At 64.8% G+C, this 20841-nt stretch carries 18 protein-coding genes and 1 tRNA gene; 5 read left to right on the top strand and 14 right to left on the bottom strand.

The genetic code is table 11. The features are described 5' to 3' along the window. Positions 1–144: 144 nt before the first annotated feature. Positions 145–915 (bottom strand): hypothetical protein, encoded by a 771-nt coding sequence (locus tag ACIA8C_RS01850; protein WP_397130351.1) that lies wholly within the window; start codon positions 913–915, stop codon positions 145–147. A gap of 557 nt (positions 916–1472) precedes the next feature. On the opposite strand from ACIA8C_RS01850, the gene ACIA8C_RS01845 reads away from it, so the two are divergent. Next, a complete protein-coding gene (locus ACIA8C_RS01845) occupies positions 1473–1952 on the top strand; it encodes a hypothetical protein (protein WP_397130350.1) in 480 nt (159 codons plus the stop codon). On the opposite strand, the gene ACIA8C_RS01840 is transcribed toward ACIA8C_RS01845, so the two are convergent. From ACIA8C_RS01840 to ACIA8C_RS01780, 13 genes are all read right to left on the bottom strand, one after another. Then, positions 1953–2654 carry a PAS and ANTAR domain-containing protein gene (locus ACIA8C_RS01840; protein WP_397130349.1) on the bottom strand — a complete coding sequence of 234 codons (702 nt, stop codon included), beginning with the start codon at positions 2652–2654 and terminating at the stop codon, positions 1953–1955. 15 nt (positions 2655–2669) lie between these two features. Beyond that, positions 2670–3455, bottom strand: coding sequence for an ATP-binding protein (locus tag ACIA8C_RS01835; protein ID WP_397130348.1), 786 nt, complete (start codon positions 3453–3455; stop codon positions 2670–2672). A 183-nt stretch (positions 3456–3638) separates the two neighbouring features. Continuing rightward, complete coding sequence (locus ACIA8C_RS01830; RefSeq protein ID WP_397130347.1) at positions 3639–4685, bottom strand: ABC transporter ATP-binding protein; 1047 nt, start codon at positions 4683–4685, stop codon at positions 3639–3641. After that, positions 4685–5764, bottom strand: coding sequence for an ABC transporter ATP-binding protein (locus ACIA8C_RS01825; RefSeq protein ID WP_397130346.1), 1080 nt, complete (start codon positions 5762–5764; stop codon positions 4685–4687). Before ACIA8C_RS01825 ends, ACIA8C_RS01830 begins: the two co-directional genes overlap by 1 nt. Beyond that, a complete protein-coding gene (locus ACIA8C_RS01820) occupies positions 5761–6741 on the bottom strand; it encodes an ABC transporter permease (RefSeq protein ID WP_397130345.1) in 981 nt (326 codons plus the stop codon). The genes ACIA8C_RS01825 and ACIA8C_RS01820 overlap by 4 nt, the downstream gene beginning before the upstream one ends. Before the next feature lie 85 nt (positions 6742–6826). After that, positions 6827–8602, bottom strand: coding sequence for an ABC transporter substrate-binding protein (locus ACIA8C_RS01815; protein WP_397130344.1), 1776 nt, complete (start codon positions 8600–8602; stop codon positions 6827–6829). Positions 8603–8650: 48 nt separating this feature from the next. Then, on the bottom strand, positions 8651–9649 hold the full coding sequence (locus ACIA8C_RS01810; protein WP_397130343.1) for an ABC transporter permease: 999 nt from the start codon (positions 9647–9649) through the stop codon (positions 8651–8653). A 972-nt stretch (positions 9650–10621) separates the two neighbouring features. Continuing rightward, positions 10622–11110 carry a hypothetical protein gene (locus tag ACIA8C_RS01805; RefSeq protein WP_397130342.1) on the bottom strand — a complete coding sequence of 163 codons (489 nt, stop codon included), beginning with the start codon at positions 11108–11110 and terminating at the stop codon, positions 10622–10624. Between the two features lie 27 nt (positions 11111–11137). Then, positions 11138–11611, bottom strand: coding sequence for a hypothetical protein (locus ACIA8C_RS01800; RefSeq protein WP_397130341.1), 474 nt, complete (start codon positions 11609–11611; stop codon positions 11138–11140). Between the two features lie 56 nt (positions 11612–11667). Beyond that, the gene (locus ACIA8C_RS01795) at positions 11668–12738 is read right to left on the bottom strand and encodes a hypothetical protein (protein WP_397130340.1); all 1071 of its coding nucleotides are present in this window, start codon (positions 12736–12738) and stop codon (positions 11668–11670) included. 29 nt (positions 12739–12767) lie between these two features. Next, positions 12768–13391: an MspA family porin gene (locus tag ACIA8C_RS01790; protein ID WP_397130339.1), complete on the bottom strand. Its 624-nt coding sequence runs from the start codon at positions 13389–13391 to the stop codon at positions 12768–12770. Positions 13392–13924: 533 nt separating this feature from the next. Next, positions 13925–13998 (bottom strand) — tRNA-Leu (locus ACIA8C_RS01785). Between the two features lie 140 nt (positions 13999–14138). Next, entirely contained in the window at positions 14139–15056 is a 918-nt protein-coding gene (locus ACIA8C_RS01780) for a ribonuclease Z (protein WP_397130338.1), read from the bottom strand. Positions 15057–15952: 896 nt separating this feature from the next. Between ACIA8C_RS01780 and ACIA8C_RS01775 the strand changes: the two genes are divergently transcribed. From ACIA8C_RS01775 to ACIA8C_RS01760, 4 genes are all read left to right on the top strand, one after another. Continuing rightward, a complete protein-coding gene (locus ACIA8C_RS01775) occupies positions 15953–17056 on the top strand; it encodes a cytochrome P450 (protein ID WP_397130337.1) in 1104 nt (367 codons plus the stop codon). 77 nt (positions 17057–17133) lie between these two features. Continuing rightward, positions 17134–18480, top strand: coding sequence for a hypothetical protein (locus ACIA8C_RS01770; protein ID WP_397130336.1), 1347 nt, complete (start codon positions 17134–17136; stop codon positions 18478–18480). Between the two features lie 22 nt (positions 18481–18502). Continuing rightward, positions 18503–20341 carry a RiPP maturation radical SAM C-methyltransferase gene (locus tag ACIA8C_RS01765; RefSeq protein WP_397130335.1) on the top strand — a complete coding sequence of 613 codons (1839 nt, stop codon included), beginning with the start codon at positions 18503–18505 and terminating at the stop codon, positions 20339–20341. Between the two features lie 5 nt (positions 20342–20346). After that, positions 20347–20832 carry a DUF5825 family protein gene (locus ACIA8C_RS01760; protein WP_397130334.1) on the top strand — a complete coding sequence of 162 codons (486 nt, stop codon included), beginning with the start codon at positions 20347–20349 and terminating at the stop codon, positions 20830–20832. Positions 20833–20841: the final 9 nt, after the last annotated feature.

Genomic DNA, 20841 nt, shown 5'->3' with positions numbered 1-20841 from the left:
AGGCTGGACCGAGTTCTTCGGCCGAACACGGCCACCCGACACGACTGAAGCCGAGCACCGAGGGGTTAGTCGGCCTTCAGTACGGCAGCCGCACGCAGCCAGCCTGCGGCTGCCGTGTTTCGCGTCACTGTCAGCATTGCTGGACTACGCGGGCGGCACTGTGGCAGCGGTTTTTTCGTCGTCGTTGCCGAGATTCCGTGCTTGCCGCTGCTCGCCGACAAAGCCGCGCAGCACGTCGATCCCGGCGGTAAGCGCGGAACCTCCTGTGGTCCAGTCGGTTCCGGCCGGCTGTGCGGTCAGCACGACCACCGCGTACGGGAGTTGGGTCGCGCTCGGTCCGACCAGTCCGGTGGTGTCCAGCGTGGTCGAGGTGTCCATCGACATCCAGCCCTGTTTCACCGCCCAGCCGAGTCCGGTCAGCCCGTCCGGGATGCCGAAGTACTGGTCGGTGCCGTCCGCGGAGATCTTGCTGGCCTCGTGCAGGGCGCCGATGACCAGGTCGCGGGACGGCGCGGGCACGGCGGTGGTCAGAAAGCGGTAGACGGCGGCCACGTCCCGCGCGGTCGTCACGGTCTCGCCCCACTGCTCCGGGTCCGCGGGCGGCAGCGTCGCGGTCAGGCCGATCGCGTCGATCATTCTGGCGACGATCGAGTCGCCGCCGTTCTCGTCCCACAGGGCGTCGGCGATGTTGTCGTCGCTGGCGGACAGCATCGTTCGAAGCCGTGCCGCGATATCCGAATCGGGTTGCCAGCCCTGCTGATTCATCGCGTCGAGGGCGATCAGCAGCTTGACTACCGACGCGGTATAGAACGGCTGATCGAGATTCAGTCCGACAAGCGTTGTCCCGGAACTGATATCGATCACGTCGATCCCGACTTCCGTCCCGGGCGAGACGGCCTGAATCGCCGTCTGCATCTGCTGCGCCAGCACCGTGGATGTCGCGACGACAGGCTGCGGTGTGTGTGGTACCGGTGTCCCGCGAACCGCTGTGGTTACGGCCGCCGCAGGAGCGCCTGCCGGTGCTGTCGGCACAGCGGAGCCCTGATCATGCGGCCCCGCCGTAGCCATCGGTGCCGCTACCAACGCCGATATCGCCACTGCCGCTGCGCAACCGGCGGACGCCGCCCCCCACCCCCATATCGATCCCATACCTATTTGAACCATGCCAGGCTGGTGAGACCTCGAGGGACACTTGGCAATTAGCTGTGACCCGGTGGCGAACCCCGAATCCGGTCGTCAGCACGGCCTCAGGGTCGGCCCGGGGTAGGTCCGCCCAAAGGATGACATGGGACGCGACCGAGGGGCGATGCCCATCCGGGCGGACCCGCGCAGAATCGCTGGTGCGGTTGGCGATCACAAGCATTCATTAGGAAAACTCCTAGCCGCAGACGATTTGATGCACAGGTGCAGTTGGCGGGGCTCCTGCGCATACCGCTGTGAGATCTCGATCTACCTGGTGAAATGGAGAAACAGTGCCCGCGACGTTCCCGAGTTCCAGCACTCTGACGGCCTCTGACGCAGTGCAGGACTACCGCCGACGCGGATGGACAGTCGCCGAAACCGCCAACGGCGTATGCCTGATCACCGACGAGCGGGTGGCGGCCGTCGAACTCACCGGCCCCCTCGCCGCCGAGGTCCGCCGCTTCCTGCGCGCGAACAACCTGTCCGGCCCGGTAATCGAAATCCCCGGCGCCGAGCGCCGCGAGATCCACCTGGTAGTTGGCGCCGCCAAGGCCACCCTGGCCATCGAAGCCCTGCGCGGCGCGGGCGCCACCGTGCACACCGACGGCGCGAGCATCCCCCTTCCCCCGACCAGGCTGTCGAATGGCGCAGCCGCCTGGGACATTTCGCCCACCCAGGCCCGCTGGATCCCCCCGCTGGTCGCCATCGCCGCCGCGGTCAACGCCGCCGCACCGGCCCGCCACCGGCGCCTCGCCGAGGTGGCCTGCTAGTTACGGTCCAACGGCTGTCGAGGTGTTGTCCCGCACGCGTTGATGGGCGGTCAGCAGAATATGGTCGATCCCGGTCCGCAGGGCTGTCGGCCCGGCGCCGAGACCCGCCACATCGTGCACGAATTGTTCGGTAAGCAGCCGCAGTTTGGTGTTGGTTTCCTGGGATCGCCAGCGCAGCACGTTGAACGCCTGCTCGGCGTCGATGCCGTAGGCGAGCATCAACATGCCCTTGGCCTGCTCGATCGCCGCCCTAGCGGCCATCACCTCGGGCAACGAGTCGGTGAGCGCGTCCCGCCGATCGGAAACCACCGTCGCGGTGATGTCGACGAAATAGCCTGAGGTGCCGATGATCTCGCCCGCCTCGTCGTACATGTGGTCCCCGACCACCATGATGTGCCGCACCCCGCCGGCCGCGTCAACGATGCGGTGCCGACTGCTGAACGGCTGCCCGTTCTCCACCGCGGCCGCGATCGCCGCGGCGACCAGCTCGGAATCCTCGGGGTGCCGGTGCGCGAGCAGCAACTCGGTGGTCGGCTCGACGGTCCCGGGCCGGTAGCCGTGGATCTCGGCGACCTCGGACGACCACTCCCAGCGCTGATCGGCGAATCGATACTCGAAACTGCCAACCCGTTGGGGCGTCCCGCCGATCACCTGCTCGAAGCTTTCCACACCTTCGGGTGCCGAATCCGCGATATCAGCCACCGGTTCAGTATCCGCCTACCGCCGAGTACCGCGCAGTCTCAGGGTCGCTCCGGGCTCGTCGATCGCAAGGGCGGCCCACACGACCTTGCCGATGGGCCATCGTGGCGCACACCCCCACGCCACACTCATGCGCGCGATCCGGTGCAACCCACCCTCCCGCGCGTCACGCGTGCCTGGCTCGCTGAGAACGGCCTCGCGCGGATCGGAGTCGTACACCGCGACGGTGAGCATGCCGTTCGCCAGTTCCAGCCGTAACCGCAGATCATCGGTGCCCCTGGCATGCCGATAGGCGTTGTCCACCAATTCGGTACCGACCAGCAGCGCGGGCACCCGCACCTGCGCCAACCGCCACGCGGTGCACACCTCGCTGATGAGCCGTCGAGCGCGCTGCGCCGCACCCGCCGTTGCCGCGATCTCGAGGGTGACCCGATGGTGCGTTTTCGGTGCGTGTGCGGCCCGCAGTGCCGCGGCGACGGATTCCAGCACCGGCACGAACCGGCTAATCGCGCCGGTGCGCAACCGTTCCCGCCGCGGCGCCGAACCACAGACGAGCAACAACGGCGTGCCTGGCCACGTATTGACGCGCATGGCCACGCTCGAGAAGGCGGTCAGCAGCGGCTCACTTCCGATACGGAGGCGATCCACCACCACGATCAACGACCGCGGCTGCTCGAGCGCGTACTTCGTCAGCTCGTCGGTGCAGACGCGATAGTTCGACGCGGACAGCTCACCGACCGGGCGAAGGACGAACGACCCGGCCAGTTCGGCTTTGTTCCACTCGATCGCGCGTTCGGTGTTCATGGCGGCTCCGTGCCCCGCGCAAACCCGGGACAGGCTGCGCACAAGGACTTCTCATCGCGAGGGTGCCCGCTGCCGCCCGAGGTATGCACGCCTACCGGACTGATCAGCCAGGACGCACCCGGTAAGGCGCACCCGCGACCGAGCAGGCGAACAGCGGGAACCGTTTACTCACCCCGGCTGCGATCAGGCGACCACGTGTCGGGGCTCCGGGAAGTGGCAGGCGGCCAGGTGGCCTTCGGTGGATTTGCCTAATTGGATCAGGGGCGGTTCCTGCTCGGCGCAGATGTTCTCCGCTTTCCAGCATCGGGTGCGGAAGCGGCAGCCGGACGGGGGGTTGATGGGTGAGGGGACGTCGCCGGTGAGCCGGATTCGCTCGCGTTGTTTCGCGCTGTCCGGGTCGGCCTCGGGTACCGAGGACAGCAGTGCCTGGGTGTAGGGGTGGTGCGGGCGTTCGTAGAGGTCGGCGCGGTCGGCGAGTTCCACGATCTTGCCCAGGTACATGACCGCGATGCGCTCACTGAAGTGCCGCACCACGGCCAGGTCGTGGGCGATGAACACGAAGGCGATGCCGAGGTCGCGCTGCAGCCCCTGCAGCAGGTTCACCACCTGCGCCTGGATGGATACGTCCAGGGCGGAGACTGGTTCGTCGGCGATGATGAGCTTGGGCTCGAGCGCCAACGCGCGGGCGATGCCGATGCGCTGGCGCTGGCCGCCGGAGAACTCGTGCGGAAAGCGGTTGTAGTGTTCGGGATTCAGGCCGACCGTCTCCAGCAGTTCCCGCACCCGGCCGCGGCGCCCACCGGGCGGGTTGATGCCGTTGATCTCCATCGGCCCGGCGATGATCGTGCCCACCGTCTGCCTCGGGTTCAGCGAGGAGTACGGATCCTGGAAGATCATCTGGATCTCGGACCGGATGGGCGCGAGTTCGCGGCGCGTGCGGTGGGTGATGTCCTGACCGCGGTAGGTGATCGTGCCCGCCGTCGGCTCCAACAGTCGGGCCAGCATCCGCCCGGTGGTCGACTTGCCGCAGCCGGACTCGCCGACCAGCCCGAACGTCTCGCCGGCGGACACGCTCAGATCGATGCCGTCCACCGCGCGAACCACCTCGGTTTGCCGCTTGAACAGGAACCCGGAGCGGATGGGGAAGTGCATCTGCAGTCCGGTGGCCGTCAGCAGCGGTCCGTCGTCGGCTCGGCGCGAAACCGGTTCGGTCAGAGTCTGTTCGGTCATCATGCCCGCCCGATGCCGAGCGTCGGCCGGACCGTGTCGACGAAGATCTGGTCGGCCTCCTCGGTGGTCAGATGACAGGCCGCCCCGCGCCCGGCGGCCGAGCCGAGCTCCGGCCGCTCGCTCTTGCAGCGCGCGTCTGCCACTCGGTCCACGTAATCGCACCGCGGATGAAACGGGCATCCGGACGGCACGTCGATCAGGCTCGGCGGCGCGCCGCGCACCGGCGTCAGCGGTATGTTCACATCCCCGCCGAGGTGCGGTATCGAGGACAGCAGACCCCAGCTGTACGGATGCCGTGGCTGTTTGAGTACCTCGCGCACCGTGCCCCGCTCCACGCACCGGCCCGCGTACATCACCAGTACGTCGTCGGCCATCTGCGCGACCACGCCCATGTCGTGGGTGATCAGGATGATCGCGGTATTGAACTCGACCTGCAACTCCCGCAGCAGATCCAGGATCTGCGCCTGCACCGTCACGTCCAGTGCCGTCGTCGGCTCGTCCGCGATGAGCAGATCGGGGTCGCAGCAGAGCGCGATCGCGATCATCACCCGCTGCCGCATGCCACCGGAGAACTGATGCGGGTACTCGTCCACCCGCCGCTCCGGTTGCGGTATACCAACTTTGGTCAACATCTCGATGGCGCGCGCCCACGCCCGCTTCTTGGTCGCGCCGGTGTGCTTGCGGAATGTTTCGACGATCTGGTCGCCGACCGTGTAGTACGGCGACAGTGCGGTCAACGGATCTTGGAAGATCATCGAGATCCGCTTGCCGCGGAACTGGCGCGCGGTTCGCTCGTCCGCGGCGGCCAGATCCGTTCCCTCGAACAGGATTTGGCCACCGATCCGCGCCTGCGCCCGATTGTGCAGACCGAGGATGGCCATGGCCGAGACGCTTTTACCCGAGCCGGACTCGCCGACAATGCCGAGTGTTCTGCCCCGGGCAAGGTCGTACGACAGCCCGTCCACCGCCTTGACCGTGCCGTCCTCGGTGCGGAAGTGCACCAACAGATCTCGCACCGAGAGGATGGTGCTTTGGCTGGACATGTCACGCTCCAGATTCGATTCGGCCGTCACGGTCATCCCAGCCTCACCCTCGGGTCGATGAACGCGTAGACGACGTCCACCACAATGTTGGCCACCACCACGGCGGTCGCGGCAAGCAACACCACGGCCATCATCACCGGAAGGTCGGAGTCCTGCACGGAGTTGACCGCCAACTGCCCGATCCCTGGCAGATTGAACACGGTCTCGGTGACGAGCGCCCCGCCGAGCAGCACCGCGATGTCCAGTCCGAGGAGGGTGGCGATCGGGCTCATGGCGCCGCGGAAGGCGTGCTTCAGATAGATATTCGCAGTGTCCATGCCCTTGGCACGCACGGTACGGATGTAGTCCTCGTTCAGTACTTCCACCATGGAGGAGCGGGTGAACCGCGCGTAGGCCGCGGCGGTGATGATGGCCAGGCAGACCCAAGGCAGGAACAGCCCGGTCGCCCACTTCCCCGGGTTGTCGAAGAACGAGGTGTAACCGGGCACCTGCATGAGGTGCGTCGAATACACGAAGAGGAACAACAGAAACGGGCCGAGCACGAAGATCTGCTGTGCGCCGCCGAGCACCGCGAAACCCATCGCGGCCTTGTCGGCCGCCTTTCCCTTGCGCAGCGCGGCCAGCAGGCCGAGGCAGACGCCGACAACCAGGAACATCACCACCGCGCCGACGGTCAGCGAGAACGTGACCGGGATCCGGTCCAGGATGGTGTCGAGCACCGGCCGGTGGTTGTGGAATGAGTAACCGAGACACGGAGCCGAGCAGTAGGTGTCGGCGATGGTGCGGCCGGTGAAGATCCCGGCGAGGTAGTCGAGGAACTGCTGCCAGACCGGCTTGTCGACACCCAGTTGGTGTGCGACAGCGGCGACGAGCTCGGGCGAGCAGGTCTTTCCGCAGGCCAGCCTGGCGACGTTGGTGCCGGGGGCCACGTAGAACAGCGTGAAGGTGATCGCGCAGATGATCAGCAGGATCACCATGCCGCCGAGGATCCGGCGGGTGAGGAAGGCCAGCATGCGGACGTGTCTCTCTGGAGGGGGTGGCGGCCGAGCCGGGTGACGGGCAGAGCGCCACCCGGCTCAGGACTTCATCAGTCGTTCGCTACTTCTTGAGGTAGACGTTGTCCAGGTCGAGGCTGGAACTGAGCACGTCCATCCGCGCCCCGCCGATATTCGAACCGAACATCACCTGCTTGCGCGCGTAGACCACCGGAATGGCTGCCGCATAATCCTTTTGGATCATCTGGTCCAGCGGCATGTACTGCTTGCCCTGCTCGGTGATGTCCTGGATCCCTTGGACGCGGTTGATCTCGTCGTCGACCTTCTTCTCCTTGAGCTGGGCCATGTTGTTGCCCCCCTCCGCGACCGCCCCGCCGTAGTACAGCGCGCTGTACACGGTCCGGTTGGTCGGCCAGTCCGGGCTCCACTGGTACCAGATCAGGTCGTAGGGGTTGTCCAGGTGCCTGATGATGTTGAAGTAGGTCTTATCCGGTACCTGATTGAGATTGACCTTGAAGCCGGCGGCCTCCAGCGCGCGCTTGATCGGGGGACCCGCCCGGTCGGCGGCCGGGGTGGTCTCCCAGGCAACGTTGACCTCGTACCCGAGCTTGCCCGCTTCGGTGAGGACCTGCTTCGCCTTCTGCGGGTCGCCGTTGTCGCCGACGCCGTACGGGTTCGGCTGCGGCGAATAGCCGACCGACGTACGCGGACTGAGCGTGGTGGCGACATTGCCGTAGAACGGGCCGCCCTGTGCGGTGATGACATCCTGCTTCGGGAACGCCATGGCGATGGCCTTGCGGACGTTCAAGTCGGTGACCCGGGCGGTGTTGGTATTGAAGGTCACCACCGCGCCGGTCTCGTTGTCCATCGTGCGCTTTTTCAGGTTCGGATCCTGCATGATGGCCTGAACCTGATCGGGGTCGACGCCGCCGTAGTACGCGGCGCTGTTCGGATCGATGTCCGCCTTCAGCTGGTCGGTCTCCTGCTTCGCCAGCACACCGAACTGGAAGTGGATCTGATCCGGGTACTGGTGCCGTACCGGGTCGGTCTTGGCATCCCAATTCGGGTTCTTCACCAGGGTGAGCGTCTTGTCCACCTCGTGGGCACCGATCTTGTACGGCCCGGTTGCCATGTCGCCAAGGCCGTTGACGTCCAGATCGTCCGGTTTGGCGTCCAGGTCTTTGCGCACCGGAACGGTCTGGCTCATCGAGGCGGCGAACGGGAAGTCCGACTGTGCCGCGGCCAAATGGAAGACGATGGTCTTGGCGTCCGGGGTCTCGATCTTGTCGGGTCCGAGTTCCTGACCGCCGGAGAACGGACCTGGGTAGACCGAGTTGAAGTCGTCTTTGCCTGCCAGCCAGAGCTGGACCCACTGCGGCCCGGTCGCGAACTTCGTGTCGAAGGAGCGCTCGACGGCGTACTTGATGTCCTGCGACTTGATCGGCGTGCCGTCGGCATATTTCATGCCGTCCTTCAGCGTGTACTTCCAGGTCTTGCCGCCGTCGGAGGCCTCACCGGTATTGGTGGCCAGGTCGCCAACCAGCACCATCGTGCCGTCGTCGTTCTGCTTCAACACGGTCAGGCGCCGGTGCATCAGCCGGAACGCCTCGTCGTCCGGTGCCGTGTATACCTTTGCCGGGTCGTAGTCCGGGAAGTCGTGCCGCCACGTCAGGTTGAGCGTGCCACCGCTGCGGCTACCGGCCACATCGGCGGCCGGGCCGTTGGACTGCTTGCCTTCCGGGTCAAGGGTGAGCTTGTTCGTCGTGGACCTCGGCTGGTCACCACTACCCACGTTGGTGCCGCCCGCCGAGCAGCCCGCAGCTGCCAGCAGCGCGGCCGCGGCCAGCGCGGCGGCCTGCGCCAGATACTTTCTCTTCATTCCAGTTCCTGCCTCCTCTTGCCGCCGAAAAGCCCGGCGACCCAACGGTTATCGGCTTCCCTTCGGGTCAAGGGCGTCGCGCACCGAGTCCCCGAGCAAGTTGAACGCGAGCACGAAAAGGACCATCCCGATACCGGGGAAGACCAGATAGGTGATGTCGGAGGAGATCAGGCCGGATCCGTTTTGGACCATCACGCCCCAGTCGGGCGTCGGATCCTTGATGCCGACGCCGAGGAAGGACAGCGCCGCCTCCGCCGTGACATACGCGGGCAGGTCCAGCGTCGCAAGCACCAGGATCGGCGTCCACAGATTCGGTAGCAGTTCCCGGACGATGATCCGCCGGGGACCGGCTCCGGTCACCTTGGCCGCCTCGATGAACTCGCGCTCCCGTAGGGAGAACACCTGGCCGCGCAGCAGCCGGGCGTTGCGGGTCCAGCCGAACAAGGTCAGCAACCCGATCAGGCTGGCCGCCCGTACCCAGGGCGGAACCTCCTGCCCCGTTGCCTGGTAACCAGCCCAGGCGACCGGCATGAAGGCGAGGATGAACAGGGTGGACGGGATGGACAGTAGGACGTCGATGACCCGGCTGATGAGATAGTCGGTCCGACCGCCCACGTATCCGGCGGTCACCCCGAGCACGGCGCCGATGATCGTCGTCAGTAGTACGACGGCCAGCGAAATCAACAGGGAGGTACGGATTCCGTACACCAGCACGATGAGCACGTCGCGGCCGGTGTGCGGCTCGATGCCGAACCAGAACTGGCTATCGATACCGCCGTTGGGCTTGATCGGGAAGCCGGTGTCGGTGAGCAACCCGTTACTGGTCGTGGCGTACGGCGTGTTCGGGTCCTTGCCATACACCAGGGAGATCAGCGGCGCGCCGAGGCCGATGACGAAGAAGAACAACACGACGGCACCTGCCACCAAGCCGGTCTTGTCCCGCTTGAACCGCAGCCAGGCGAGTTGCCGGGGTGAGCGGCCGAGCGGGCCACCCTTGGCGGTGGGCACGACGTCGGGTGAAAGCTCCTCCGTGAGCAGTGTCGCCACGCTTTCCCCTTTGATCACCCCGAATCAACAATGGGCGAAACGTACGGCCCGTACCCTCCAACGTCAACCCTGACGCACGTTTACTTAGCAAAGTGTGCATATAGACCGGGCGGTCGCCGCACCGACACCACAAACAGACCACCATTGCGTCGGTTTTTGTACCAGAGGCCAAGTCGGCCGAGTATCCTTTCACCCACCACTGTGCCGAAACCACCTGACCCTCAACAGTTCTCAGCAGGGAGCTCGCAGCGGTACGGCTGCTGTCGTCCGGCGGATCCAACTGGGTATTTCCCCAGTTGCGTTTCCCTGCTAGTGCTCGCGCCAGTAATTGATGGGCGCCAGAGCTCGGGCCTTAGTCTGTCTGCCGATCGTCTCGAAGTGCCTGGTGCAATTCTTCGTTGATGCGCTGGGCGTCGGCGAGTTGGTCTTCGAGAATGACGATGCGGCAGGCGGCATCGAGCGGGTTGCCGTCGTCGACCAGTCTTCCACTACACCCCTCGGGGATTTCATGCCTACAGGCCCCGGCGCGGTGAGCGCCGGGGCCTGTGGTCGATATTTCTGTTGTCTCAATTCCGACTATCGGCCGGTAAGGCCGGTGTCGCACACCACGTCCGGACATGTTCACAGGGACGCGAAGTGCGTATGTATTTGCTCGTAGACCACCTCCCGGCTCGTAGGGTGCGCACCCCGCGCCAACTAGCGGCGCGGCCCCGCGTGGACGCTCATCGTGACGCCTCCAGCGCATTTCTTGCGGGGTTCTTCGTCCCCTCCGGCGGTACAACCATCTACTACTTCAACTACACCCCAGCCGGAGGGGACGGCCGAACCTAACATCTTCCGGGCAGTTCATCTCTGCCTCGGCCACCGGACTTCCTACTCTCTGAACAACAGCGACATTACAACAGCCCGCACCAGTTGTCTACACTAGCGACTACAGATTTTTTGTGTCGCCAACTCGTGCCGCGTCAGCCGCTAGCCCTGCCCCTGGTCGATCAGGATCGTTGGGCCAGGCCATGCCGCACGAGGCTCATCAGGTAGTGAGAGTCGGCGCCGTCGCCAGTAGCAACCGGACGCGCGCTTGATGCCGCTGTCGCCGGACCATCGCCGTGGCCGCTGTTCAAGGTCATCCCCTGCCCGGCGATCGACCCGGACGGGTTCGTCCACCACGGCCTCGCCGAGGTGCGTCAATCGTGCCGACGCCGAATTCGTCGGGCATGTCGAGACCGATTTGGCTGTCGACCCCGCCGATCGGGAAGCAGTCGCTGGCTGGGCAGATGCCATCTTTGCGGGAACGGTCGAGGAGAACCTGCACACCGAGGTGCCGGAGGGCGGATTGCCTGAGACCCAATGTCGGTCGCGAACGAACTCGAGGGGCAGAGAGTTGACCAGCATCGCCTCGATCAACGCCACCGGCTTCATCGTCGGGTGGTGGTTCGCATTCGGCTTGTCGAACTCGAGCATCCGCAGCATGTTTCGTTGAACGATCTGCTATTTCTTGGGTGGCTGTAGCCCGAATCCTGCCATGCACTTGTCGGATTGCCGGAAGGAGAAGATGATCTGGGCCGCTGGTCGATAGGAACTCATTTCGACCGGTTGACCCGGCGCTTTGCGTTCAACGGCGCCGGTCGCCTTTAGGTCCGGATACCGTTTTTTAACGTCATCTTGCGTTATGCATTGCCCGCTCTTGGTGTCGAACGACGCGAACCAGTCGTCACCGCTGCCCGCGGCGGTGATGTTCGTGATCTCGACTCCGGACAGCGTGACCGGCCCCCCTGAGTTGCGTCGCGGGTTCTGTTCTTCTGGTTTCAGCTCGATGCCAAGCAGTTTCGAGACCCGGTCGGGAGTCAGCGGAGTGTTCTGCTCGGCGAAATCGACGAACTGCCACAGGTCCATCGACCGCACGTCGTTCGGCTGCTCCTTGCCGTCGCTGTTTCCACATGCAGTCACGGCTATCACCACCACCCCTGCGATCATGGTCAGGCTGGACAGTGCTCTGCGGGGCCGTGTTCGACTCGCCATCAGCAGCCCTCCTCGTAGTACTGCCGATAGGTTTTCGCAGCACATGTTGATGGGTGCACATTATCGGCGTACCAATTACCGATCTTCTGCGCAGCCTTGTCGTGAGCGTCCTGGGTGTAGCCGCTCTTGGCGTATTCATCGTAGGCATCGTTGAACATTTGCACCACTTCGGGTGTGTCGGCTCCAGCGATCGTGATATCCGGGCCGCCGGCTGCCAGGATTTCGCGCTGGACGCGGATGTTGTTTAACGTGGCTGCACCTTCGCTTTGCAATCGACTATCCACACTGTCCCCACTCGGATACAAGACATGACCGAATTCGTGCGCCAGCGTCTGAACCAGGACTGGGCCTGCGTCCTTTTCGCTCGGATCTACGACGATCGTCTTGGTTCGATATTCGGTGTAGTCGCCGCCACCCGGGTCGCCGTATTTCACCTGCCACCCTGATTTGACGAGTTGGTGCCATTGGTCGCTCAGGGTAGGCGAAAGCTTCGCTGTCTCCCATGTCTTCGGCCCGACCGGGATTTCAGCCGGTAGCGGGGGCGGCGGAGGAACGGTGTTACCCGGTTGCAGGACCGGCCCCGGTTGGTTCACGTCCGGACCCGGCTGATTCACTTCCGGCCCCGACGACTGTGGTGTGGGAGCGCCTGCGCGGGCGCCACCGCCGCCACTCGCGGAACATGGTGCCACAGGCGCGTTTCCCGGCAATGCCGGAGGCACGTAGTCGGTGACGGGCACGATCGCCTGACACGGGTCGGGCGGCGGGAGCAGCGGCGGCGGGGTCAGTGCCGCGGCAGGCGGTGGCGCCGGCGGGGCGGACGGCGGGCCGGTGGGCATCGAGGGTGTCGATGGCAGCGTGGGGGCTGTTGGTTCTTCGATCTCGGGGAAGTTGCCCCAGCACGGCCAGCCGGGATGCATTTCCTGCCATTGTGGGCATGGCACGTTCGGGTTGATCGGTTTGGCGTCCGCATCGGGAGTTCCGTTCGCGGCGACTATCAGGCCGATACCGGCGGCCAGGGCCGTGACCGCGACGACGATGCTGACGCGACGTCGGACCGACGCGCGCCGCATGGCTGTCCTGTGGGGTGACATCGGTTGTCTCACAGGTAGATCGGGTCGCCGTAGACGGCCAGGGAGTTGTCCGCGGTGGGGGTGGAGATGTTGACTTGTGCGTAGGAGCGCAGGCTCACCGGGCCCATACAGCCGTCGATTTTGAGGTGGACCTGGTCGGAGGTGATCGAGCCATGGGGTCCGGCCAAGGGCTTGGTGGCGAACGGAATGGTGGTGATGGTGCCGGGTTTAAGGTTCACCGTCGGTGCGATGCTGGCACTACCGCCCACACCAAGAGTGGTAATGCCGATGCTGATGTTCGGGCCGATAGCCAATCCGATTGTCAGACCGTTGGTTACGTCGACTTGGCAGCCGATCTGATAACCAAGTGAGATCGTTCCGGTGTTCACCGGTGCGGTACCCGTGCCGTCGATGTCGGTGATCGCTTTGAGGCTGACGAATCCTTCCCTGGTGAACGGTGTGGCGGCGAGATTTGGGTATCTGTCGAGGTTTTCGTCGGTTTTGCTGATCCGGATCTGCCAGCCGTCGTCGGTGGTGGTCTCCCGTGACTTATCCGCTAGCGGTTCGGCAGCGGCGGTGCCGCTACCTATCGCGCTGACCATCACGCAAATCAGCAATCCGAAAAGTCCTGCCTTTGAGCTGCGAATACGCATGAACGCCCCCGTGCGCAGATTATCGAGCAATCAAATGAAATCGAATTGGCCTGAGCCACAGGCAAATTCGCCAGAAGGCCCCCCCTTAGGAACCCACGCCAGCACTCTAGCATGAATATGATTCGTGTCCATATTATTGTCGCGTCAAGATAATTGGGTGGCCTCTATCTCCCGCTCATCCGCGAGCCAAGGAGATGCACGTCGGGCACCTGACAACCGGTTAAGCACCAAAAGTGGGCCAGACTCACAATGACGGACGAAACCAGGCATCACCTGACAAACTCCAAGGCACGTACACCTCAGACAAAGCTGTCCCACTCGAGAGGCGTGAACACCGGCTTCGTGCCGACAGCGTCCCGCAGGACAGTTCCATCATCGATGAGTCCTGACACGGCTGCTGACTCGTGCCGGCCGCGGCAGCATCGGCCGATCGTCGCGGCCGTCGCCCATGCGGCCGCGACTATCGGCGACAGCACACCTACAGCAGACCCGCCCGATCATCGGTCTGACCTGCCATTTGTGGATGTTGTACGTGCCCCCAGTCGGACTCGAACCGACACTCGATGGATTTTAAGTCCACTGCCTCTGCCAATTGGGCTATGGGGGCGTCCGAGACAGCGTACCGAGTCGTACGGGTGTACCGGAATTCCGACTGTTCAAGCTGTGCAACGTGTCGGCATCCTCCTGGAAAATGTCGGGCAGTTGACCAAAAGGGTGGTGGTGCGGCGGACGTTCGGGGGGAGGATGTTATCGCCTGGGCGGCAGCGGGATTCGGGCGAGGTCGGTGGCTACGTGGATGGCGCCGGTGAAGTGTCGCCTGGCTTCGGCGAGGTGGTCGGACAGGTCGCGGTAGCGCTGGGAAAAGTGCGTGAGAACTAGCGTGCGTGTGTGCGCGTCGGCGGCGACGCGGGCCGCTTGGCCCGCGGTGAGGTGGCCGTACTCGGCCGCGAGGTGCGCGTCGGCGTCGAGAAAAGTGGCCTCGATGACGAGCATGTCGGCGTCGGCGGCGAGTTTGCGGACGCCGTCGCAGAGGCGGGTGTCCATCACGAAGGCGAAGCTCTGGCCGGGGCGCGGGGCGCTGACCTCGTCGAGAGTGACGGTGCGGCCGGATATTTCGAGGTGACCCTGCTGTTGTAGCCGAGTGATGATCGGACCGCTCAGTCCGTAGGCACGTAGGCGGTCTGGCAGTATGCGGCGGCCGGGTGGTTCGGTGAGCCGGTACCCGAAGGTGTCGACGGGGTGCGAGAGCCGCACCGCCGAGACGGCGAACGGCGCGCCGGGGAAGTCCACCGGGCCCGCGCGATCAATAGGGCGAGGGCGCAATTCGGCCCGCCGGTAGTACGAGGTGGCGTTGACGAGCCGGTCGTAATATTCGGCACCCGAGGCGGGGAAGCACACGTCGACCGGATGCGGCACCTGGTCGAGATTGATTCGCTGGACCACACCGGCCAGCCCGAGGCTATGATCCCCGTGGAAGTGGGTGATCGCGATCCGCGTGATGTCGGTCGCCGAAACCCCGGCGTAGGTCATCTGGCGCTGCGTCCCCTCCCCCGGATCGAACAGCACCCCCTCGTCCTCCCACCGCAGCAGATACCCATTGTGATTGCGCTGCTTGGTCGGCACCTGGCTGGCAGTCCCGAGGACGATAAGTTCCCGCTGCGACACGTTCGCCACGCTACCCCGCGGGCCCTGCCGCAAAGTACCTGCAAAGTTCGGATTCTCGCTGGATGCCGGGACGCGGAAGAGCGCGGGAGGTTTGCCGGTGCGCAGCGTAGGCGCCTGGGGTCTGCTCACGCAGGGTTGCCGTGGACCTTATGCGGCATCGCCACCGAAATGACAAGTCACCAAATTTCACTCAATTGTGTGCCGACTCTTTGCTACCGCCTTCGCGCACCGTACTGCGCCTCGACGCCCGCATCTCGATGTAAATAGTTAGCGAACCGAGTACGTTCGGAAAATAAATCCAACGCGTTCAACTTGCTTGACATGTAGTGCCAGAGGTTACATAGTGGAGCCAACATCTATCCGATCAATCAGATCCAATTCAGCGTGCTCATCAGCCCAATGGTCGGGCGCGCGACCAGCACTGTACAGCCGTGACAAGATCGACCGGATGATTCGATAGGCCGGTAAGCAAGGGGGCGCGTTGCAGTACATGACTACGGTGCCGATCGCGGCGGGGTGGCCGAATTATTCACGCACGTAAACGGCATCATCTCGATGTGCGAGGAAAGATTGCAGTACCGCGAATCGTGCCGTCGAAGCGCGCGAGCCGCGGGTCGCAGCCGACCTCGAGTAACAGCATAATCTGCTGAAATATCCCAGCGCCAACAATTCTTTCGAATACCTCACGGTCGCACCATAATGGCGCGCGAGATTGGATCTCAAAGGAGGTGAATGGCGTGGAATACGGTCACTGAATTAGTTTTGCCAGCGCCACCCGACTGCACCGTGTCGTCGGGTGGCACCGGCCAACGCAGAGGCATACGAACGGGGGACATTTGAAATTCGAGCCGTTGTCACCGAAATGGCTGGACGACCCATACGTATTGTATTCCCAGATGCGTGACACTGCGCCGGTGATCCGCGACGAGCATCTCGACGCGTACCTGCTGACCCGCCATGCCGAATGTGTCGAGGTACTTCGAAACGCGGCCGATTACGCCACCGATCCGAGTCGGCTCGCCAAGGAGTTCCCGGCCATCAGGAAGAGTATTCAGCTGATCGATCCGCCGGAAAGCACGGCGCTGCGGAAGGCGATCGCAGCCTCGGTCCATGCCGGGCTGTCCGCAATGGCTGCCACCGTCGGCAGCCTCACCGACATCGTTGTTCAGACACTTTCCGGCTCAACCCGCGCCGACCGGCCGGTCGATCTCATCAAGGAGTTCTCCAGGCCGTTGTCCCTGCGGGTGATATGCGCCGTGCTCGGCGTCCGGCAACCGGATCCGGCGTGGTTCGCCGAGGTCAGCGACCGCCTCATCTGCGGAATGGACTACGGGTTCCGGCCCGAGGCACTGGAACCCAGCCTGGCCGCCAGACGCGAACTGTCCGAACTCACCGACTCATGGCTGGACAAGTATCAAGATTCCGCGTTCTTCAGTACCCTGCTCGGGAGTGTCGCGGCCTATCCGCACGACGTCCTCGCGAATACGGTGCGGGTGGTTCTGCACGCCGGATACTCTTCCATCAGCGGACTCGTCGAGAATCTCCTCCTCCATCTGCTGGTCGAACGCGACACATTCGAAAAACACCGGGAACGGCTGCTGGCCGCCAAGAGCGCGCGCGCCACCGCGGTCGACGAGGTCATCCGGTACGACAGCCCGGTGCAGGTGACAAAGCGGCTCGCCATCCGAGACCTGGAATTAGCCGGTATCGAGGTGCCGCGCGGCGCGACCGTACTGGCACTGGTCGGGGCAGCCAACCGGGACCCGGCAACCTTCGCTGACCCGGACCGTTTGACTTTGACCCGAACACCGAACCCGCACCTCGGCTTCGGTCGAGGCCCGCACACATGTCTGGGCGCCAACCTCTCCATAGAGCTGGGTGCCGTTGTGCTCGAGACGTTCCTGACGGAGCATCCGCACGCGACGCTAGCCGCCCGCCCGGTCCGCCGGGAGACCGCGAGCATCCGGGGTATCGCCAGCTTGCCGGTGCGGTTGGGGTGACGACGTGATGTGTTGGAAACCCGGCACTTTGACCGATCCGCCGCAGCGGCTTACGAGCGCGGCACCGGGTCGTGGCTATGTCTACTGAGACCGTCCAGCCTGCCGCCACCCAACCCGGCACCGACCACGTCACCTACTGTCGCGCGGTACGTGCCCGCTTCCCACTCGGCCGGGAGGGGCGGCACGGCCTGCCGACCTTCCGGCGCGCGGTCGTCATCGTCGCCTCCTCGCGAGGCGGCAGCAGCCTGCTGTATGAACTGCTGCGCTCCACCGGAGCCTTCCTCAGTCTGGGCGGCGAGCACAGCGTGCTTTACAAGCTGCACGGGCTCGGCTTGCCGGATAGCGCGGACGTCCACGACGGTTCGATCACCGACCGCGCCGACCTGGCCGCCTTCCATGCCGACCTCGCGGCGAATGTCACGACCGGACCCGAGCCGATCCTGATCCACCCCAGGGACTGGGATCCCGCGACACTTGCGGACCGATTCGTACGGGTGCTCGCCCAGCAGTGGCCGCACTGCCCGATGTCCGTCGAGACCACATGGGAGATCGCGTACGACGCGATCGCGCGGCGACTGCGGCAGGGGGCCGTGAGCCGATCCCAGCTGCTGATGACGACCGTGCACGCGCTACGGATGACCGGTTGGCCGATCGACCCTTGGTATTTCGACACGGACCCGATGATCGTCGCTGCCGCGTTTCGCAGGCTGACGCCGCCCGCGGGCCCACCGCCAGGACTCGCCCAGACCGTGGAGGCGCCACCCTTCCTGGTGCCGAGCCTCGCCGCGCTACCCGGCCCGGCCGATCTGGAGCGCCCGCTGTTGCTCAAGGCGTCCATGGATGCCTACCGGCTCGCCGCGTTGCCGTACTTGCTCCCCGGGTCCGAACTGACCGTCATCCACCTGGTCCGAAACCCGGCGGCCGCGGTGAACGGCTTGATCGACGGCTGGCTCGACCGAGGTTTCTTCTCCTACAACCTGAGTGCGCGTGCCGAGCTGCGCATACCCGGCTATTCACGAGCAGCAGGCTGGACAACGAAGTGGTGGAACTTCGACTTACCGCCCGGCTGGCGGGACCTGGTCGACCGGCCACTGCCCTGGGTGTGCGCGAAACAGTGGAGTGCCGCGCACACGCACATCCTCGACGCGATCGAAGCTACCGCGCTGCCCGCGCTGCGCGTGCGGGCCGAAGACATCATGGGCGAGGCCACCCGGCAGGCGACCATCGACGCGATCCTTCGGCAGTGCCACCTGCGGGCCCGGCAACCGGCGCGGGCGGGGGTAATGATGGCGAGCCAGCGACCGGAACCGGGCCGGTGGCGCAGGCGCCATGCCGTGCTCGCGCCGATTATCGACAGCAGCGAGGTCCAAGCCTGCGCGCTGCGCTTGGGATACGACCCAGCGGCCAGCAACGGGTGGAGATAACGGACCACGAGAGGAGACAGCTGTGAAAGTACTACTGGTCTCGATGCCCTGGAATCTGCTGGAGACTCCGTCGCTGCCGGTGGCTACGCTGCGGGTCGTCTCCGCCCAGCGGTGCCGCGGCACGCACGAGGTCAGCGATGCCTATCTCAACCTGGCGTGGGCCGAGTATTTGCGCAGCGCCACAGACGGTCGCATCGGAGTACCCGAATACGATTACGTGGCCAACGTCGGGGTCTGGCACGGCATGGGTGACTGGATCTTCACACCCGCCCTCTACCGCACGCCCGACTGGCGGCGCGACCGTTACGAGGCCTATCTGAAACGGCGCGGGGTGCACCCGGGCGCGTCCTTGGAGATGGCCGAGCACACCAGGGCGTTCATCGAACTACACGCCAAGCGGATCGCCGAGGAAGCGCCGGACCTGGTCGGCTTCAGCAGTACCTTCCAGCAGAACATACCGTCGCTGGCATTGGCCAAGGAGCTCAAGCGACTCCGGCCACAAACGACCGTCATCATCGGCGGCGGCAATTGCGACATGCCGATGGGGCCTGCCATTCACCGCAACTACCCGTTCATCGACTACGTGATGAGCGGCGAAGCGGAACAGTCCTTCGTGGATTTCCTCGACCACCTCGACGGTGAGCTGCCGATGAGTGAAGTGCGCGGACTGTCGTGGCGCGCTTCGAACGGCACCACCGTCACCAACCCACCCGCACCGTCGCCCGCTATGCACACGGTCCCAGCACCCGACTACACCGAATGGTTCGCCGCGCTGAACGCCAGCCCGTTACGCGACACGGTCCGGCCCCGACTCGTGTACGAGGCGGCCCGAGGTTGCTGGTGGGGCGAGAAGCACACCTGCACGTTCTGCGGACTCAACGGGCTCACCATGAAATTCCGTTCCAGGCCTGCCGAGCAGGTCCTGACCCACCTGCACGATCTGGTCGACAGGCACCGGGTGCTTGACATCGTGGCCGTCGACAACATCCTCGACATGGAATACCTGCGCACGCTCCTGCCGCGCCTTGCGGAGCTGAATTGGGACCTGCACTTCTACTACGAGGTGAAGGCAAACCTACGCGAGGACGACATCCGGCTACTACGCCGTGCCGGGCTGGTACATATTCAGCCCGGCATCGAGAACCTCAGCTCCCGAGTGCTCTCCATTATGGAAAAGGGTGTGCACGCTACCCAGAACGTCAAGCTGCTGCGCGACTGCGAAGACCATGACGTGACGGTCGATTGGAACTATCTCTACGGCTTCCCGGGGGAAACCGAGGACGACTACGCCGTTGTCCTACACCAACTTCCGGCACTCGCCCACCTGCAGCCACCGGGCGGCAGCGTGCGGATCCTGCTCGAGCGATACAGCCCGTACTTCCAGCGCCCTGAGCTGGGATTCCAGGAACGTCGTCCAGCCGCCCTGTACGACCACGTATACGACCTGGACCGCGACCAGCTCGAGGACATCGCGTACCAGTTCGACGCGACGCAGTGCGGCATCGGCACCGACTACGAGCGCACAGTCCGGACCGCGATCGCTTCGTGGCAACAGGTGTACCGAGCGAGCAGCCTGGTGGCACGGGAACTGCCGGACCGCACATTGATCATCGAGGACCGCCGAACAGGTTGGCCTGCACGCGATCTGAAGATCGAAGCGGGGCCGGCGGCGGAGCTGTTCCGGCATCTGCGCACGCCGCACACCATCGCGGGCGCCGCCCGCGCGACCGGGCTTACCCCGCAGATAGCCGGTGGCCTCGTCGACGAGTGGGAGCGCCAGGGCCTGGTGTTCCACGAGGGGGGCCGAGTCGTGTCGCTGCCTACCCAACGCCCAAGCATCAAGTCCGTGACCGATCGGTAGGCCACATGCTCCCAGCACAAACAACACCCGGAACCTTGGTCCACATCAATGTGCACCACACCGACGAGTTCCTCGCCTTCGTAAGAACTTTGCGCGACATGACCGCCCGGGGTGAGTCCATACGGTGGACCTGCGACGCTGCGCCGGCCGTGCTGTCCCCGCTGTACCACCTGGCGCCGCCGTTGTACCTCGAGTCCGGACTCCCGCCGACGGCATGGCGCGCACAGCACCGGCACTGCCAGTTCTATTACCGGCGCGGACCCGGGTTCGTGGTCATCTACGACGGACGTTCAGGCACCGACGTCGAGACCGTCCTTGACGATCCGGACCAACTCGCGCTCTTCGAACGGTTGCACCGTCCTGGAGTCGTGCCACCCGGGACGGCCGCGTCGGCGCTACACGCGGCAGGGGTGCTGTTCGAACTGAGCGGCAAAGCGGTCACCTTGCCGTATCGCCTTGCCCGCCTTGCACTTCCGACCGAACTGCTGTGATGCGACATG

Source organism: Nocardia sp. NPDC051321, from assembly GCF_044455225.1.
GTDB lineage: Bacteria > Actinomycetota > Actinomycetes > Mycobacteriales > Mycobacteriaceae > Nocardia.
This window is presented reverse-complemented; position numbering and strand designations above follow the sequence as displayed.

Excerpts from the sequence above, each read along its gene's own strand:
- ACIA8C_RS01770 (WP_397130336.1), top strand. The coding sequence starts at position 17,134 with ATGTCTACTGAGACCGTCCAGCCTGCCGCCACCCAACCCGGCACCGAC.
- ACIA8C_RS01825 (WP_397130346.1), bottom strand. The coding sequence starts at position 5,764 with ATGACCGTGACGGCCGAATCGAATCTGGAGCGTGACATGTCCAGCCAA.
- ACIA8C_RS01850 (WP_397130351.1), bottom strand. The coding sequence starts at position 915 with ATGCAGACGGCGATTCAGGCCGTCTCGCCCGGGACGGAAGTCGGGATC.
- ACIA8C_RS01820 (WP_397130345.1), bottom strand. The coding sequence starts at position 6,741 with ATGCTGGCCTTCCTCACCCGCCGGATCCTCGGCGGCATGGTGATCCTG.
- ACIA8C_RS01790 (WP_397130339.1), bottom strand. The coding sequence starts at position 13,391 with ATGCGTATTCGCAGCTCAAAGGCAGGACTTTTCGGATTGCTGATTTGC.
- ACIA8C_RS01775 (WP_397130337.1), top strand. The coding sequence starts at position 15,953 with ATGCGTGACACTGCGCCGGTGATCCGCGACGAGCATCTCGACGCGTAC.
- ACIA8C_RS01795 (WP_397130340.1), bottom strand. The coding sequence starts at position 12,738 with ATGCGGCGCGCGTCGGTCCGACGTCGCGTCAGCATCGTCGTCGCGGTC.
- ACIA8C_RS01830 (WP_397130347.1), bottom strand. The coding sequence starts at position 4,685 with ATGACCGAACAGACTCTGACCGAACCGGTTTCGCGCCGAGCCGACGAC.
- ACIA8C_RS01805 (WP_397130342.1), bottom strand. The coding sequence starts at position 11,110 with ATGCTCGAGTTCGACAAGCCGAATGCGAACCACCACCCGACGATGAAG.
- ACIA8C_RS01815 (WP_397130344.1), bottom strand. The coding sequence starts at position 8,602 with ATGAAGAGAAAGTATCTGGCGCAGGCCGCCGCGCTGGCCGCGGCCGCG.
- ACIA8C_RS01835 (WP_397130348.1), bottom strand. The coding sequence starts at position 3,455 with ATGAACACCGAACGCGCGATCGAGTGGAACAAAGCCGAACTGGCCGGG.
- ACIA8C_RS01760 (WP_397130334.1), top strand. The coding sequence starts at position 20,347 with ATGCTCCCAGCACAAACAACACCCGGAACCTTGGTCCACATCAATGTG.